We start from the raw sequence: 16,132 nt of genomic DNA, 5'->3' as shown, positions 1-16,132 counted from the left end.
CTATTCATTGACTAATGGTACGGTAATCTCAATTCGCATACCTTTGCCCGGAGCGGTAATGAACTGGATCGAGCCTCCGGTCTCAATAATCCGCTCCTGCATGTTCGACAAGCCGTAGGATGTCTGCTTGCTCTCATCCATCTCGAACCCGACTCCATCGTCGCGCAGCGTCAGGCGGACAGTGTCGCCCCGGCGGTGCAGACGGATCTCCATCTTCTCCGCCTTGGCGTGCCGCAGGGTGTTGGAAATAGCTTCCTGCACGATGCGGAACAAATGATTCTCAATGCCCTTCATCAGTTGTACATCCGGGTCCATCTCGAACACAATGTCAATTGGGACCTTGATCTCCAGCTCCTTAATCAGCTCCTGCAGCCCCTGTCGCAGCCCTTTGCCTTCCAGATAGACCGGGCGCAAATGCAGCAGCAGTGCCCTCATCTCGGACTGGGCGACGGCAGACATTTCCTCAATCAGCGCAATTTGCCGCTGCGCCTTGTCAAAGTCCTTTTCCAGCGTCCGCCCTACTGCCGTAGCCGTCATGGAGATCGCGAACAGCTGCTGTGACACGGCGTCGTGAAGTTCCCGGGCGAGCCGCTGCCGTTCTTCCATAATCGCTGTGACGCGGGCCTGCTCGGCCAGCTTGGCGTTGTTCGTCGAGAGCCGCTGCAGCGTATTCACCTGGTTCTCCCATTTGCCGCTGATCCGGCTAAGCTGCTCACTAAGCCGGCCCAGCTCATCATTGCCCAGCTCCGGCATGGCCGGGGTCAGATTCCCTTTCTCCCAAGCCACCAGTGTCGCCCGCAGGAGCTCTAACTTCCGCTTGGTCCGGAATCCTTGGTAAAAGCCGAAAACGATACCAAACACCACCGGCAGCAATATTAGTGATACCGCTGTCCGGACACCGATTTCCCAATTCTCAAACGGCTGCAGATATCCATATGTATACATGATGTACAGGAAAACGAGCAGCATGACCAAAGAGAAAAGAGCTCCCTCCCCCATGCTGCGCGTAACCATATTACTGCTTTTTTTGCCCATGCCGGGAAGCCCTCCTCCATGGTTCCGTGTCAGACCACTCAATCTGCCCGCACATCCAGGTCACCCATAATATAAGAAATATTAAACTTCACTTTCTGCTCACAGCTATCGTAGTTAGCTGACTTCCAATTCAGCCGGTTTAGCATGCCCGCGTCGCGGTGGCTGCCAAATTCAATGGAGCCGAACAGCACAAATGCCTCGATCTCCACGCCATAATCCTCGGACAGATGTATGTCCGTATCGCCAAAGATCCCCTGGAACAGCATCACTGTCTCCCGGTCCTCTGCCATCGCCAGCGACAGATCAATATCCGCCTCACCCAGCACATGCCAGGCGCTCAGGCTGCGCATCACCCAAGGTGACAGATCCCAGTCAAATCTGGAGGAGAAGCTTTGCTTCTGCATAAACCCGCCCCTGCGCTGTATCCGTCTGGATTTGACAAAAAACATCCCCAGAGAGATCAGGCAAATCCCGAGCACCAGCAGCAGGTGATCCAGCAGCAGCAGTACTGCGCCAACTCCCAGTAGCTTATAGCCTTGCTTGACTTTGCCCGACGTTGTCCGGTAAATCCCGAGCAGCAGGAACAGAAGCGCGACAATGGAAAAAAAGCCGAGCCATCTGCCAAATATCATTAAGCAGCCGACGCCGATCAGTCCTATGGCAAGCATACGGTTCCGTTTATCCATTTCGCACCTCCTATAAGTTTTGCGGAGCAAAACTCTCTTCGTAAGCATAAACCTTAAGTTTTGTGAAGCAACTCTCTTCGTAAGCATAAGCCTTAAGTTTTGCGGAGCAACTCTCTTGTAAGCAGTATCCTTAAGTTTCCCGCATCCCGCTACAAAAGCCATACCGGTATGGAAGATCCATACCGTATGGCTTTACCTTGATCAGCATATCATATCCGCCTATGATTTAGGAACAGGCTTTATTCTTCTTTTTTATCCAAAGAAGGGGATGATGGTGAGGTGTTCAGCTTGCTCTTCAATGCAGCGAGCTGCTCTTCCACTTTCAGTTGCTTTTCAGCATCAACCGGTTTGCTATATGCTGTTGCCGAAGGGTTGTAAGGGGCACGCATGACATCAGCTTCCGCTTCAAGCTGCATGATTTTTTCTTCCATCCGGTGGAAGCCCAGAGATGCGCTGCCGCTCTCGATGGCGTGAACACTGCTGATTTGCGACATTTGCTTCTTGGCCTTGGCCATTTGTGCACGGGATACCAGCTCATTGCGTTTGTTGCGGAGCTTGTAGAATTCGTCCTTCATATCATGAAGCTGCTGTACCAATTCCTTGGCCTGCACTTCCGCCTGAGCGTGAAGCTCGCTGTATTCGGCTTGCTTCTGGTCGAAGTAGATTTTTTCTTCCAGCAGCTTGCGTGTAACTTCCTCCTGGCCATTCTTCAGTGCCAGTTCAGCCTGGGCTGCACGTTGTCCGGATACCTTCGCAGCTTCCTCTACACGCTGCTTCATGCGGCGTTCATTGGCCATCTGCTTCGCTACAGTTACCTCAGCTTCGTGAATTTCAGCCTCCATATCGCGCAGATATTGATTCAGCATTACAATTGGGTCCTCTACCTTATCCAGCAAGTCATTTACCGACGCCTTTGTCATATCCTTAATCCGTTGAAATACTCCCATAATTTACACTTCTCCCTTCTCGTATTTGGCAAGTTTTTGTTTGAGTTCTTCGACTTCTTTTTGCAGGGCTTTCTTCTCAATATCCTTCATCATGGCATCAATACCGGAGTCTTGTGCCGAATAGGCACCCGCTTTATCATAACCGGGGTTATAGCCCGGCTGGCTGCCGTAAGGGCCGAATCCGCCCTGTCCGTGAGGGCCCTGCGGTCCGCGTCCATGCTCAGGTCTTCCTGAGTAAGGGCCGCCATAAGGGCCACCCGGCGCGCCGGGTCCAGGTCCGAAAGGATTATACTGGGTCGGCTCTTTGGGTATAATAAGCGCTGCGACAAAATAAGCAAGAATGGTAGCTCCGCCGGTAAAAGGAATACTAACCACCAGCAGAATCCGGAACAGGGTGGAGTCGATGCCGAGCGTTTCGGACAATCCACCTGCCAGCCCTGTCATCACCTTATCTTGGGTTGAACGATACAATCGGGTCATAGAACTACTCCTTTCCATCGTTGTTCAGCTTCTCCTTCAGGCGGGCCATCTCTCTTTCGAGTACAGTCGCCACGGTTTCTCCTGCCTGAATGGCGTATTCCTGGCCCATGCGGCGCAGATCGCGCAGACTCTTCGCTTCCAGCTCCCAATCGCTCATCCGGTCTTCCAGCCGGCCGAACATTTTGGGAACGTCACCGCCATTGCCATAGGCCGTGGCTCTTTGGTTCATGCGCTGCTGCAACCGCAGCGACTCCATCCGTGCTGCATAATACTGGCGTTTGCTGTATACCGTCTGATACTCCATTTTCAGCTCGTTCAGCTGGCCTTCAAGCTCAAAAAGTGATTGCTGGCTCTGCTCCAGCAGACCGCTGTACTGCTCCAGCTTTTCCTCGTGGATAATCTTTTCCTGAAGCGCCAGCTTAGCCAGGTTATCCTCGCCAGCCTTGAGCGCCAGCAGCGCCTGCTCTTCACGTTTGTTCCTCATGGCCGTCGCCTGATTTACTTGCTGCTGCAGCTGCTTCGTATGGGCTGCATATTGCTGGTACAGCCTCTCGGCTTCGGCGATTTCCTCACGGGTTGAATGTAGAAATTGATCGATCAGCTTCACCGGATCCTGGCTCTGTTCCAGTCGTTCATTTAAGTTAGCTACGGTAATATCCCTCATGCGGCGAAAAACACTCATGATTTTCGGCTCCCTCCCTGCTTCTTATTAAGTAACCTTGAATGCTTAATATGTTCCGTTTTTTCTACCCTTCAGCACCGAGATGCCCCAAACCACCAGCGCGATACCGAGCAGCGGTCCGATGATCCAGGAAAGCTTCGCGATCAGGGACATGACACCGATGAACAGCACCACCCAGCCGATAATCTTGCGTCCGCTTTTAATTCCATAGTACCCGAGAACAACCAGCAATACCGGGAACAGGAGTCTGAACATTCCATGGATCAGCGGAAGGGCAATTCCCATCAGCATAATCGCTCCAAGTACGATCAGAACAACCGCAAGTCCATTACCTTGTCTTCTTTGCATTTTTTCTCACCGCCTTTCGTTAACCTTGAACCTTATAGCCTTATTCTAGGGCAAACCGCAGACTTTCAAAACAGACCGTGGACGGTTTTGTGTACTGGACCTTAGTCGGGGAGGCTATGCGACTGCAGGATGCCTGGACGGGGACAGCGTACTCTCCGGCACCCCCAACTTCGGATTGCGTAATCCTGCAGCGTTGTACATAATATGGAAGTAAACAGCCTGGAGCATGAAATCATCCTTATCTGGCTATTGTTTGCAAGCGGCACAGCAAAGGAGCATAACCCATGAAGACACTACTCATCGTTGAAGATGACCGAAGCCTGAACAAAGGGATCGCCTTAACCCTTGCCCAGAATGATTTTGCGATACAGCAAGCCTACGATATTGCCTCAGCGGAGCAAATCGTTTCTTCTATTAAGATAGATCTGATCATTCTGGACATCAATCTCCCTGACGGAAGCGGATTAGACTACTGTGAGAAAATCCGTAGAACCTCTCAGGTGCCGATTATCTTTTTGACCGCAAATGACCTGGAGCCGGATATCGTTACTGGATTTGAGCTTGGAGGCGATGACTATATTACCAAGCCTTTCAGCCTGATGATCCTGCGGGCCAGAGTCATGGCCGTTCTCAAACGGGCTTCCTCCCGCGGCGGGGATAAATTCACACTCGGCCCCTTGAGCTTTGATTTTGGACGGCTGGAATTTTATAAGAATTCAGGACCCTTAATCCTTAGCAAAACCGAACTGAAGCTGCTGAAAATACTGGTCACGAACCCCGGCATGATTCTGGGCAGAGAACAGTTAATCGACAAGATCTGGTCGCAGGAGGCTGAGTTTGTGGATGAGAACGCACTTACGGTAGCTATCAAACGGCTGCGCGCCAAGATCGAGGACGAGCCTTCGGCTCCGAAACACATCAAAACCGTCTACGGCCTGGGGTATATGTGGGCGGAAAGACCGAATCTATGACCAGCCGTAATGATGTACGGAGCTCCAAACGGGCGAACTTTATTTTTTCGGCAATCTTAGTGCTTCTGGTATCGGGTTACGCTGGAAGGGTCATGTTTCTGGAAGGGAAGCAGCCGGCACTCACGGAACTGACGGTCCTCTTCGTATCCTGTATGCTGATCCTGGGAGCCTTATGGAACTGGATGCTGCGGCGGCAGGTTACAGCCTTTATGAATTCAGTAGATGAAATGGTGGACCGGGCGATTCATGGACGGGAGAAGCTGACCCATTTTGACGAGACCAGCCTCTCTTCCCTGGAGCATAAATTGTTACGCTACATTGAGATTAACCAAGCGAATGAGCAGAATCTGGAAACCGAAAAAAACACCATCAAGGAGCTCATCTCGGATATCTCCCATCAGACCAAGACCCCTCTCTCCAATATCCTGCTCTACAGCCAGCTGCTTGCGGAAACGCCTGATCTAGGTGGAGATACGCGGCTTCTGCTGAACCAGATCGAGTCGCAATCGGAAAAGCTCGAATGGCTGATCACCTCACTGGTCAAATTATCCAGACTGGAAACGGGGATGATTACCCTGCAGAGCGAGGTCACCCCTGTTATTGCGACGATTACCAGCGCTGTATCCCACATCTATACCCGTGCGGAAAATAAGGGGATCAGTGTCCAAATTGCATGTGATCCGCTGACAAAAGCACGCCACGATCATAAGTGGACCAGCGAAGCACTGTTCAACCTGCTGGAGAATGCGGTGAAGTATTCGGAAGCAGGCGGCAGTATCCGGATTGCGGCCGAAGGCAATGAAATGTTCACTCGTATTGATATCTCTGATACAGGCATGGGGATTCCGGGGAATGAGCTTGAACATATCTTCAAACGGTTCTACCGGGGACACAGCGCCAGGGAATACGAAGGCATCGGAATCGGGCTCTATTTAACGCAGAAAATTATCAGCCTCCAGGGAGGTTTTATTACAGCGGCCTCCGGGGTCGGCACAGGTACGAAGCTCTCGATCTTCCTCCCCCAGGTCTAATGGTGTCAATCCTGACAGATTTCAGACACTGCCCGGTTAGATTGGTCTGATATCTTAAGGAATAACCCAAGATGATGGAGGAATGACCTACTCATGCCTATTTTGAGAATCGAACATCTGAAGAAATATTATGGAAAAGATCCGCAGACCACTGTAAAAGCGCTGGATGATGTGTCGCTGTCCGTGGAGAAAGGGGAGTTTGTGGCCATTGTCGGCACCAGCGGGAGCGGAAAAAGCACGCTGCTGCATATGCTGGGCGGCCTCGACCGGGCTACGGCAGGCAAGGTATTTGTGGATGGCAACGATATTTTCGCGATGAGCGATGAGAAATTGACGATTTTTAGACGCCGGTCGGTCGGATTCGTCTTTCAGAGCTACAACCTGGTACCGATCCTGAATGTACTCGAAAATATTTTGCTTCCTATAGAACTCGACGGCGGCAGCATCGATCAGATTTATCTGGACGAAGTGATCCGGGCTTTGGGCCTGCAGGAGAAAATCCACAATCTGCCCTCCAATCTTTCCGGCGGCCAGCAGCAGCGGGTAGCTATTGCCAGAGCCCTAGCCACCAAACCTTCGATCATTCTGGCGGACGAGCCTACGGGCAATCTTGACAGCAAAACCAGTCAGGAGGTGCTGATTCTGCTGAAGCAGATGAGTGAAAAATTCAATCAGACCATTGTCATGATTACCCATAACGAGTCTATCGCCCAGACCGCAGACCGCATTATCCGCATTGAAGACGGACGTATTGTTTCAGGGCATGCTTCCTCCAGCGGAGCAAGTCCGCTATGATCAGCACAAACAACCGTAAAATTGTAATCCGCCTCTCCCTGAAGAGCCTCAAAGCCAGTCCGATGCGCAATCTGGCTGTGATCCTCGCTGTCCTCCTGACGACATTGCTCATCACCTCCATTTTCACCATGGTCCTGAGCATTAACAAATCCATGGAATTCACCCAGATGAAGACCGTTGGCTCTGATTTTCACGGAGGCTTCAAATATCTTACCCCAGCCCAGGTGGAGATCCTGAAGAAGCATCCCTCTATACGGGAATACGGTGTTTCCCTGAATGCAGGGGACCTGGAGGATGGGGTTTTCAAGGATAGCCCGGTTGAGGTTAAGCGGATCGACGAGGCTTACGCCAGGCACGGATTTATTGACTTTATCGAAGGCGGTCTGCCTGCCGCTGAGAATGAAGTTGTACTGAATACCTGGGTGATGGACAAGCTCGGCATCAAGCATGCGCTGGACCAGCAGGTGACTCTGGATATTAATATCGGGGAGCGCGTGATTCATCAGGATTTTATCGTATCGGGATATTATGAGGCGGACAAAAATTTGTCGATGGCAGGACTGGCATTCGTTTCCGATGCTTGGGTGCAGAAAAATCTGTCCTCTATTGATCCGGTAAAGTACAAGGCCAACAACACCTATGTGAACACCGAAGAACTGAGCGTCATGTTCAGTAATGCCGTGGATATCGAAAAAAAACTGAACAAAGTGCTCGCGGATACCGGTCTGGATGTGCCAATCGGGATTAACTGGGCCTACACCGCTTCAACTCTCTCGGAAAATATCATCAATCTGGTCCCTTATCTGGCGGTCATTCTGATCATCATGCTAAGCGGATATTTACTGATTTATAATATCTTTTACATATCGGTTGTACGGGATGTCAAGTTTTACGGCCTGCTGAAGGCGATCGGAACTACGCCGCGACAGCTCAAGAGAATCATTACGATCCAGTCCCAAGTGCTGTATCTGATCGGCCTGCCCTTCGGGCTCGCTTCCGGTTACGGGATTGGCCGGTTGTTGTCTCCGCTGCTGGGCACTTTTTCAAGCGAACCTGTCGAAAATACTTATTCGTCCAGTCCGTGGATCTTTGTCGGGGCCGCCGTGTTCACCTACCTGACGGTATGGATCGCGGCTAGCAAGCCGGGTCGGATGGCTGCACGGATTGCCCCTGTAGAAGCTGTACGATTCGCAGGCGTAAGCGCTAAGCGCAAGATTCACAAACGTTCGAAACGCGGGGCACAGCTGTACGCCATGGCTTTCACCAACCTGTTCCGCAACAAAAAGAAGCTGTTCCTCATGCTAACTTCGCTCTCCTTAAGCATGATCTTGTTCAGCATTATTTTTACCGTCATCTCTTCGCTGGATGTCAATAAGTACCTCAGCACATTTATAAACGGGGACGTTGTGATCCGCAACAGAGCTGTAATGCATGCTTTGGGGGGGCCGTCAGGTGATCCTTATAAGATTTCGGGGCCATTTATAGACGCGTTAGAGAAGATTGACGGTGTTGAACGTGTGGACAGTGTCTATTTTAAATTTGAAAACTACATTATGGATAAAACAATACGCGCAGCACTGAAGCCTCAGGTAGAGACTGATTCATCTGACCCGGCACTTGCATGGGTTCTTGAGAATAACCTCATTCAACTTGATCTCTACGGCATAGATAACGGCTGGTATGACCTTGTGCAGAAGGATGTCCTTGAAGGCAGCTTCGATCCGCAGAAATTCGCCTCCGGAAACTATGTGCTGGTGACCGAAGCCATCATGGGTGAGGATACTTATAAGTCTTATTACCATCCCGGTGACTTAGTGAAGTATGAGGGTCTGGGCAAAAGCTATGAGGTCATGGCCATTTTAAATTACAATGCTCTTTATGCCGCAACTACCCAATCGTTCTCCTCTTATGGTTATAATGCTTTCTTCCCCTCCTCAGAATTGACCAGGGAGCTGCCTGCGGGAAGCGATCCGCCTAAGGCTCTGTCGGCAACGCTCCACGTCGACCCGGCCAAGCTCGACAGTGCTATGCAGACCGCCAAATCTCTTGCAGCATCAAGCGATGAACTGGCCTACAAATCAAGAGAGGATTACAGGCAAGAGCTTGGCGGGTTTATCCGTATTTTCCAGACGGTCGGTTACGGCCTCAGCTTCGTCATTGCTCTGATTGGCGTCCTTAATTATATCAACACAGTGATTACCGGAGTCATTGCGCGAAAGAATGAATTCGCTCTGCTGGAGAGCATCGGCATGACCAAGCGGCAACTGAAAAAAGTTCTGGTGTACGAAGGGCTGTTCAATGTGCTATTAACCGTGTCGGTCACCTCGACCTTAGGCGTATTTCTGACTTACCGGATTTCCAAAAGCATTGCGGACAACATGGCCTTTACTGTCTTCCATATGGGCTGGCTGCCCTTTATTCTGGTCGTTCCGGTCCTGGCTGCGATTGCGTATACCGTTACCTTATTCTCCTATAGAATGCTTAGCAAGGCCACGGTTGTGGAACGACTGCGGCAAACGGCCTAGCAGGTAGCTTTTTTGAGCAGAAACGGCTTCAGTGTTCTCAAGAAGAGGTAGTGTTCTTTTATAAACAAACGACATTCGTCCATATGGACTCTGCTTTTCTCCATAGATTTAGGTGCAGAACCGACTTATACTGAGGCTGACTCTCCACTGTCCGCGTGCAGTAATGGCGGCTTATGACGGACAGTGGGCATGCTTACATTATGATCTATATTCTGATGCGTATATCATGCGTCCCTGCATCCGCCACTCTAAATCTGCAGACATCCCAGGAGGTTGTTACCTTGTCCATCATTTACGATGCCGAGCATCAAGTCTTTCATCTGCAAACTGCAAATACCAGCTATGTATTCGGCCTTGTCCGCGGCGCCTATCCCGTGCATCTGCACTGGGGCCGAAAAATCCGTGGCGCTGCCCTATCCGATTTGTACGGTCCCGGAGCCATGGGCTTCAGCAGTACGGTTGATCCCAAGGAGCCAGCTTTCTCCCTGGACACGCTCCCCCAGGAATATCCCGGGTATGGCTCAGGGGACTTCCGGGAGCCTGCCTATGAGACTGAGCTGCTGAACGGCTCGACTGTAACGGAACTCACCTATGTATCCCATAGCATTCTCAAGGGTAAACCTGCACTGGAGGGGTTGCCAACCGTATATGCGGAAAGCGGCGATGAAGCGGAAACGCTGCAGCTTGTACTGGAGGATACCGCAGCAGGCGTGCGTGCCGTGCTGTCCTATAGCATACTGAAGGGCTTCGATTCCATCATCCGCTCTGCACAGCTCACAAATACCGGCAGCGGACCGCTGAAGCTGAACCGCGCCTTATCGGTAGCGCTCGATTTCCCGCATGACAATTATGAGCTGATCCAGCTGTCCGGGTCCTGGGCCCGCGAACGCCATCTCGTTCGCGCTCCTCTGCACAATGGACGGCAAGGCATTGACAGCAAACGCGGCGCCAGCAGCCATCAGCAGAATCCGTTCCTGGCCCTGCTGTCCCCGCAGACTGTGGAGGACAGCGGAGAGGCTTACGGCTTCAGCCTGGTCTACAGCGGCAGCTTCAGCGCGAATGCCGATGTGGATCAATACGGAACTACACGCGTAACGCTGGGCATCAACCCGTTCGGTTTCAACTGGCTGCTTGCGCCCGGCGAGAGCTTCCAGACGCCCGAAGCGGTGCTCGTCTATTCGGGCCAGGGCATCGGCGGCATGTCCCGGACCTACCATCGGCTGTACCGGACCCGCCTGGCGCGGGGACTGTACCGCGACGAGCCCCGTCCAGTGCTGATTAACAACTGGGAAGCTACTTATTTTGACTTCGATGCCGACAAAATCGAAGATATCGCCCGTGCCGGCAAAGCGCTGGGCATCGAGCTGTTCGTGCTGGACGACGGCTGGTTCGGCCGCCGCGACGACGACACTACATCACTGGGCGACTGGTTCGTGGATACCCGCAAGCTGCCCCAGGGTCTGCCCGATCTGGTGGAACGGGTCCGGCGGCTCGGGATGCAGTTCGGCCTCTGGTTCGAGCCGGAGATGGTATCGCCGGACAGCGATCTGTACCGTGCTCACCCGGACTGGTGCCTGCATGTACAAGACCGCAGACGCAGTCAGGCCCGAAATCAGCTGATTCTGGATCTGTCGCGCCAGGAGGTATGCGATTATATCATCGAATCGGTCAGCACTGTGCTGGCATCAGCCCCGATCACCTATGTCAAATGGGATATGAACCGGCATATGACTGAGATCGGCTCCGCTGCCCTGCCGCCTGAGCGCCAGGGAGAAACGGCTCACCGCTATATGCTGGGGCTGTACCGGGTAATGGAGGAAATCACCTCCAAATTCCCGCATGTATTGTTCGAGAGCTGCTCCGGCGGCGGCGGCAGATTTGATCCCGGCATTCTTCACTACATGCCGCAGACCTGGACCAGCGATGACACCGATGCCGTGGAACGCCTCAAAATCCAGTACGGTACCAGCATCGTCTACCCGGCCAGCAGCATGGGCTCCCATATCTCGGCAGTTCCGAACCATCAGGTGCACCGCAACACCTCGCTTGCGATGCGCGGCGACGTGGCGATGTCCGGTAACTTCGGTTATGAGCTGGATCTGACCCAATTCACGCCAGAGGAACAGGCGGAAGCGGCGGCCCAGGTCGCCTTTTACAAGGAAATCCGTTCCCTTGTCCAGCAGGGCGACATGTACCGGCTCCTATCGCCTTTTGAAGGTAATGAAACGGCCTGGATGTTCGTAAATGAAGGCCGGACCGAAGCACTGGCAGGCTACTTCCGCGTACTGGCCAGTCCGAATACGAACCGCCCGCGCCTACGCCTTCAGGGGCTGGACCCGGAGAAGGACTATATGTTGAAGGAGACCGGCGACGTATATGGCGGCGACCGGCTGATGTATGCCGGATTGCTCCTGCCGGAGCTGCACGGCGACTTCCAGAGCAAGCTGTTCCACTTTGTGGCTGTGGAAGAATAGCAGGTACAGAAAAGTATATTATGGGGTGAAACCCAAGTTTAACCGGCTATGCCGTCCTTATCGGGACAGCATAGCCGGTTTTGGGTTGGGGCTGTTAGACGATGCGGAGGCGATATCGGGCACCCCCTGCACTGCAGCGGACATCGGTCATTTGGCGAACGCTCGGGCACCCCATTCGCTGAGTATCCCCTCGCTGATAAATGGAGCCAAGGGCAGCAGCGCTTTTGCGCCTTCTTTGGCGAGGACCTCCTTGGCGAGTTCATCCAGCGTCTCCTCGCTGATAAACGGAGCGAGCGGCAGAAGCGCTTTTGATCCCTCTTTAGCCAGAATCTCCTTCGCGAGTTCATCCAGCATCTCCTCGCTGATAAACGGAGCGAGCGGCAGAAGCGCTTTTGATCCCTCTTTAGCCAGAATCTCCTTGGCGAGTTCATCCAGCGTCCCTTCGCTGATAAACGGAGCGAGCGGCGGCAGCGCTTTTGATCCCTCTTTAGCTAGAATCTCCTTGGCGAGTTCATCCAGCGTCTCCTCGCTGATAAACGGAGCGAGCGGCGGCAGCGCTCCTGCGCCTTCTTTTTCAAAAGCCTGCTTCGCACATTCATCTAGTAATTCCTCACTGAGAAAAGGAGCGAGTGCGAGGAGATCGCTGACAGCCGCACTCTCTTTTACATGCTTAAAAGCCTCACCAATCTGCTCTGATTGAAGTAACGGCGCAATCTCCGAAAGCTCTACGGCGGATACGGCATTCTGCTGGAAATAATCCTCCGTTGTGTTGTCCAGCACACTCCCGATGAATCGGGTTCCCTTCCCTTCACCCAGAATCTCGTCGATGCCAACATTGAAGATTTCCGCCAGCTCCGGGAGCTTGGAGATATCAGGCATGCTTGCGCCTCTCTCCCAATTGCTGACCGCCTGATAGCTAATCCCCAGCTTATCCGCGAGCCCCATTTGCGTAAGTCCTGCGGCCCCTCTTAATCTAACGATATTCCTGCCTGTCTTTAGCATATCGAACAATGCTACCACCCCTTCGGCTGTGATGTCCTCAGTGTATCGACTGCTGCTGATTTTGTATATCAAGCGCTGCTTGAGTTCCTGTCTTTTGCGGCCTGCCGCGGAATAGGGTCACCAAAACTACGGCAGCGATAATGATAACGGCAGCAGCCAACGTGTTCACGGTAAGTTGTTCACGCCCCATAGCCCAGCCCAAGATGACAGCGACTACCGGGTTGACAAAGGCGTAGGTCGAAGCCAGGGACGCGTCGGCATTTTTTAGCAGCCAGATATAGGCCGTGTAGCCGATTGCTGACATGGTCACAGATATTTGAATCATGAATGTGTCACCGACTTTCCACACAGACCACAACGCAACGCCGATCATATACCCCGAATTCACACCAGGTTTCTGCTGCACGCTCCACCATCCTCTCTTCATATATAGTAGATTTTCGATCCAGCTTGCCGGCTCGTTGATGCACCGAGGGCCGCGGGATATGCAGCAGCTTGCCAACCTCTCGTGGGGCAGTCTTCCGTTCTCTTCCAGCAGCTTCAGAATTTAGATATCCAGTCCATCCAAAGGAATCGCCTCAGCCCCTACTCCCTGCCGGGCAGTCCGGCCCCGCCAAAGAGTTCACCTTCCTCCAGCACGGACACAAACCGCTGCAGCCAGGCATAATACTCTACTGCATGCCGTAGCTTGTCCAGATCCCGCAGGCAAGCCTCCCGCTCTTCTTCGGGAGTGTCTGCTGCGTCAATCAGCGCCTGGAGCTCAGGCATCGCTGAACCCATCGCCTGCTGCATCACATCGATCTCCCGCTGAAGCTTCAGGGTGAAAAAGTTTTTGAACGCCTGAAAGAAATCTGTCTCAGCGGCGTAAAGATCCTTCCGCTCGCGTTTCTCGTCCAGCTTAGTCACCATCCGTGAAGCGATCAGGGAGCGGACGCCGTAGCTCATATTGCTTTTGCTCATATTCATGACCTGCTTCATTTCCTCCAGCGTCATCGGCTTGTCCTCAAAGAACATAATCCCGTAGAGCTGCCCGAAAGAATAATTCGCTCCATACAAATCCATCGTTTGTGCTATCGCATCAATCACCCCGCGCAACAATTGCTCCCGTGGGGATAAATGCGGGTTATCCTCGCCAAATGCGGCCTGTTTCATCTCGCTGCACCTTCACTCTTATTAGAATTGTTCTCTCTACATTACACAAAACTGAAGCTTCACGGCAGCCTTTCTGCAAATTTTACACAATTTCCGAACGAACTTTACTTCCGCTTGACCACAAGCTTCGCTTCTGAGTGTACAATTTTTTTTGAACAGAGGAGCTTTCCTCTGCATTATACCGCAAAACATAAGTGATGGAATGGGGTATTGGAACAACAATGACACGCTCAAAGGTTGTTAATGGTTTGAAGCCCGTACTGTTCACGCTGCCGGCGATGGTACCCTTCGTTCTATTCTGGCTGGCGCCGCTGCTGTATGTGCTGTATCTCAGCTTCACGGAATGGGACTTTATGAGCCCGGAGAAAACCTTTGTCGGACTGCAAAATTACCTCGATCTCTTTAGCAACCCGGCCTTTTACAAAGCGCTGAGAGTTACCGTGCTGTTCTGTGCTGGCAGTGTGTTGCCGATCATCCTGCTGGGGCTTGGTCTTGCGCTGCTGATGAACCGCAAGCTGAAGGGCTCCTCGCTCTATCAGGTACTGCTGTTCTCCCCATGGGTCACGCCGACCGTTGCCGTATCTATTGTGTGGTCGTGGATCTATGAGCCTGAGGTCGGACTTGCCAATACGGTGCTGGATTTCCTTGGACTAGAACAAATAGGCTGGCTGCAGGACCCCAAATGGGCGCTAATTGGTGTGCTGCTTGTAACCATCTGGAAATCGGTAGGCTGGGCGATGATTTTCTATCTGGTGGCGCTAAGAAATGTGCCTTCAGACCTGCTTGAAGCCGGGGAGCTTGATGGCGCAAGCGCGGCGCAAAAGTTCTTTCGCATCACGCTGCCGCTGATCTCCCCAACTACCCTGTTTCTGTTCGTGGTGCAGCTGATCCAGGCGCTTCAGGCCTACGATCAGATCAACGTCCTGACCCAGGGCGGCCCTTCCGGCTCCACCCGTACGCTGCTGTATCTGTATTATCAGTCCGCCTTCGAATCCTTCCAAATCGGTGAGGCTTCCTCTGTAGCTGTCGTTCTTATCGTCATCTGCATGCTGCTATCCGTATTTTCTTTTGGCGTCAGTAAGCGGACTACGCACTATCAATAATCCAAATGTACCCGAAAAGGAGGTCACAACGCTTGCGTATGCTCACACGGCTGGGCGGACCGGCCCGCCATCTTTTTTTTGCCGCGCTTGCCTTGCTGATGGCTTTCCCGTTCTACTGGATGGCTACCAGCGCGCTGAAAACAAATGATGAAATCTGGCGCACTCCGCCTACGCTCTGGCCCGAAGTGCCGCTCTGGGGCAATTTTGCCGCAGCATGGAATGAAGCGCCGTTCGCAAGGTACATGGGCAACAGCATTGTTGTCGCCACTTCCATCGTCATTCTGCAGATCATCAATTCCGGTATGATGGCTTATGCGCTGACGCATATGAAATTCCGCCTAAAGGGGCTTTTTGCCGGCATAATTCTGTTTGGATATATGGTGCCGGCTACAGCAGTGTACCTGCCCGGCTACCTTGTGCTGTCCGAGCTGCATCTGCTGAATTCGTATGCCGGTCTGATTCTTTCCAATTGTGTAAGTATCTTCTCGATCTTTCTGATTAGACAGTCTTTCCTTCAAGTATCCCATGAGCTGGTGGAGGCTGGTGAAGTGGATGGCGCCTCGCATATGCGGATTCTGTGGACGGTGCTTGTACCGGTTACGAGATCTTCCTTTGCCGTGCTGGCACTGATTACCTTCATTGAACAATACAACAATTATTTCTGGCCGATGCTGATTACCAAAGACCCTGACCTCCAGTTGGTCTCGGCCGGCCTGCGCAGCTTTTTCGTGGAAGGGGGTGCATACGGATTACAATGGCCGCTAATCATGGCCGCCAGCGCCTTCACCATCGCCCCGCTGCTGCTTGTCTTCCTGCTGGCGCAAAAAACGATTATGCAAAGTGTCAATATGACCGCAGGCGCAAGTAAAGGCTGAAATCTTACATTTCCAAACAAAGAGGA

16 protein-coding genes are annotated in these 16,132 nt (G+C 52.5%); 7 read left to right on the top strand and 9 right to left on the bottom strand.

Annotated elements, in window-relative coordinates; genetic code table 11:
- The 6 genes from A3842_RS06570 to A3842_RS06545 all read right to left on the bottom strand — a co-directional run bounded on the left by A3842_RS06570 (position 1) and on the right by A3842_RS06545 (position 4,178).
- Entirely contained in the window at positions 1–1,035 is a 1,035-nt protein-coding gene (locus A3842_RS06570) for a sensor histidine kinase (RefSeq protein WP_074083755.1), read from the bottom strand.
- A gap of 38 nt (positions 1,036–1,073) precedes the next feature.
- The gene (gene liaF, locus A3842_RS06565) at positions 1,074–1,721 is read right to left on the bottom strand and encodes a cell wall-active antibiotics response protein LiaF (RefSeq protein WP_074083754.1); all 648 of its coding nucleotides are present in this window, start codon (positions 1,719–1,721) and stop codon (positions 1,074–1,076) included.
- 239 nt (positions 1,722–1,960) lie between these two features.
- On the bottom strand, positions 1,961–2,668 hold the full coding sequence (locus A3842_RS06560) for a PspA/IM30 family protein (RefSeq protein ID WP_074083753.1): 708 nt from the start codon (positions 2,666–2,668) through the stop codon (positions 1,961–1,963).
- A 3-nt stretch (positions 2,669–2,671) separates the two neighbouring features.
- Positions 2,672–3,148, bottom strand: coding sequence for a PspC domain-containing protein (locus tag A3842_RS06555; protein WP_074083752.1), 477 nt, complete (start codon positions 3,146–3,148; stop codon positions 2,672–2,674).
- 4 nt (positions 3,149–3,152) lie between these two features.
- Positions 3,153–3,830 (bottom strand): PspA/IM30 family protein, encoded by a 678-nt coding sequence (locus tag A3842_RS06550; RefSeq protein ID WP_074083751.1) that lies wholly within the window; start codon positions 3,828–3,830, stop codon positions 3,153–3,155.
- Positions 3,831–3,875: 45 nt separating this feature from the next.
- A complete protein-coding gene (locus A3842_RS06545) occupies positions 3,876–4,178 on the bottom strand; it encodes a hypothetical protein (RefSeq protein ID WP_074083750.1) in 303 nt (100 codons plus the stop codon).
- Positions 4,179–4,462: 284 nt separating this feature from the next.
- Here A3842_RS06545 and A3842_RS06540 point away from each other — a divergent pair, with 284 nt between their 5' ends.
- From A3842_RS06540 to A3842_RS06520, 5 genes are all read left to right on the top strand, one after another.
- Positions 4,463–5,149 (top strand): response regulator transcription factor, encoded by a 687-nt coding sequence (locus A3842_RS06540; RefSeq protein WP_074100831.1) that lies wholly within the window; start codon positions 4,463–4,465, stop codon positions 5,147–5,149.
- Positions 5,146–6,180, top strand: coding sequence for a sensor histidine kinase (locus tag A3842_RS06535; protein ID WP_074100830.1), 1,035 nt, complete (start codon positions 5,146–5,148; stop codon positions 6,178–6,180). Before A3842_RS06540 ends, A3842_RS06535 begins: the two co-directional genes overlap by 4 nt.
- Positions 6,181–6,273: 93 nt before the next feature.
- On the top strand, positions 6,274–6,975 hold the full coding sequence (locus tag A3842_RS06530; protein ID WP_074100829.1) for an ABC transporter ATP-binding protein: 702 nt from the start codon (positions 6,274–6,276) through the stop codon (positions 6,973–6,975).
- Positions 6,972–9,500 (top strand): FtsX-like permease family protein, encoded by a 2,529-nt coding sequence (locus tag A3842_RS06525; protein WP_074100828.1) that lies wholly within the window; start codon positions 6,972–6,974, stop codon positions 9,498–9,500. Before A3842_RS06530 ends, A3842_RS06525 begins: the two co-directional genes overlap by 4 nt.
- A 281-nt stretch (positions 9,501–9,781) precedes the next feature.
- On the top strand, positions 9,782–11,974 hold the full coding sequence (locus A3842_RS06520) for an alpha-galactosidase (protein ID WP_074100827.1): 2,193 nt from the start codon (positions 9,782–9,784) through the stop codon (positions 11,972–11,974).
- Between the two features lie 147 nt (positions 11,975–12,121).
- On the opposite strand, the gene A3842_RS06515 is transcribed toward A3842_RS06520, so the two are convergent.
- From A3842_RS06515 to A3842_RS06505, 3 genes are all read right to left on the bottom strand, one after another.
- Complete coding sequence (locus A3842_RS06515; RefSeq protein ID WP_178382304.1) at positions 12,122–13,048, bottom strand: helix-turn-helix domain-containing protein; 927 nt, start codon at positions 13,046–13,048, stop codon at positions 12,122–12,124.
- Entirely contained in the window at positions 13,014–13,382 is a 369-nt protein-coding gene (locus A3842_RS06510) for an EamA family transporter (RefSeq protein WP_256701547.1), read from the bottom strand. The genes A3842_RS06515 and A3842_RS06510 overlap by 35 nt, the downstream gene beginning before the upstream one ends.
- A gap of 179 nt (positions 13,383–13,561) precedes the next feature.
- On the bottom strand, positions 13,562–14,128 hold the full coding sequence (locus A3842_RS06505) for a GbsR/MarR family transcriptional regulator (protein WP_074100825.1): 567 nt from the start codon (positions 14,126–14,128) through the stop codon (positions 13,562–13,564).
- Between the two features lie 221 nt (positions 14,129–14,349).
- Between A3842_RS06505 and A3842_RS06500 the strand changes: the two genes are divergently transcribed.
- Both A3842_RS06500 and A3842_RS06495 read left to right on the top strand, forming a co-directional pair.
- Complete coding sequence (locus tag A3842_RS06500) at positions 14,350–15,231, top strand: carbohydrate ABC transporter permease (protein ID WP_074083862.1); 882 nt, start codon at positions 14,350–14,352, stop codon at positions 15,229–15,231.
- A gap of 38 nt (positions 15,232–15,269) precedes the next feature.
- Complete coding sequence (locus A3842_RS06495) at positions 15,270–16,106, top strand: carbohydrate ABC transporter permease (RefSeq protein WP_074100849.1); 837 nt, start codon at positions 15,270–15,272, stop codon at positions 16,104–16,106.
- The last annotated feature ends 26 nt before the right edge of the window (positions 16,107–16,132 follow it).

This window comes from Paenibacillus sp. P3E (genome assembly GCF_001909045.1).
In the GTDB taxonomy this organism is placed as follows: Bacteria; Bacillota; Bacilli; order Paenibacillales; family Paenibacillaceae; genus Paenibacillus_AQ; species Paenibacillus_AQ helianthi.
This window is presented reverse-complemented; position numbering and strand designations above follow the sequence as displayed.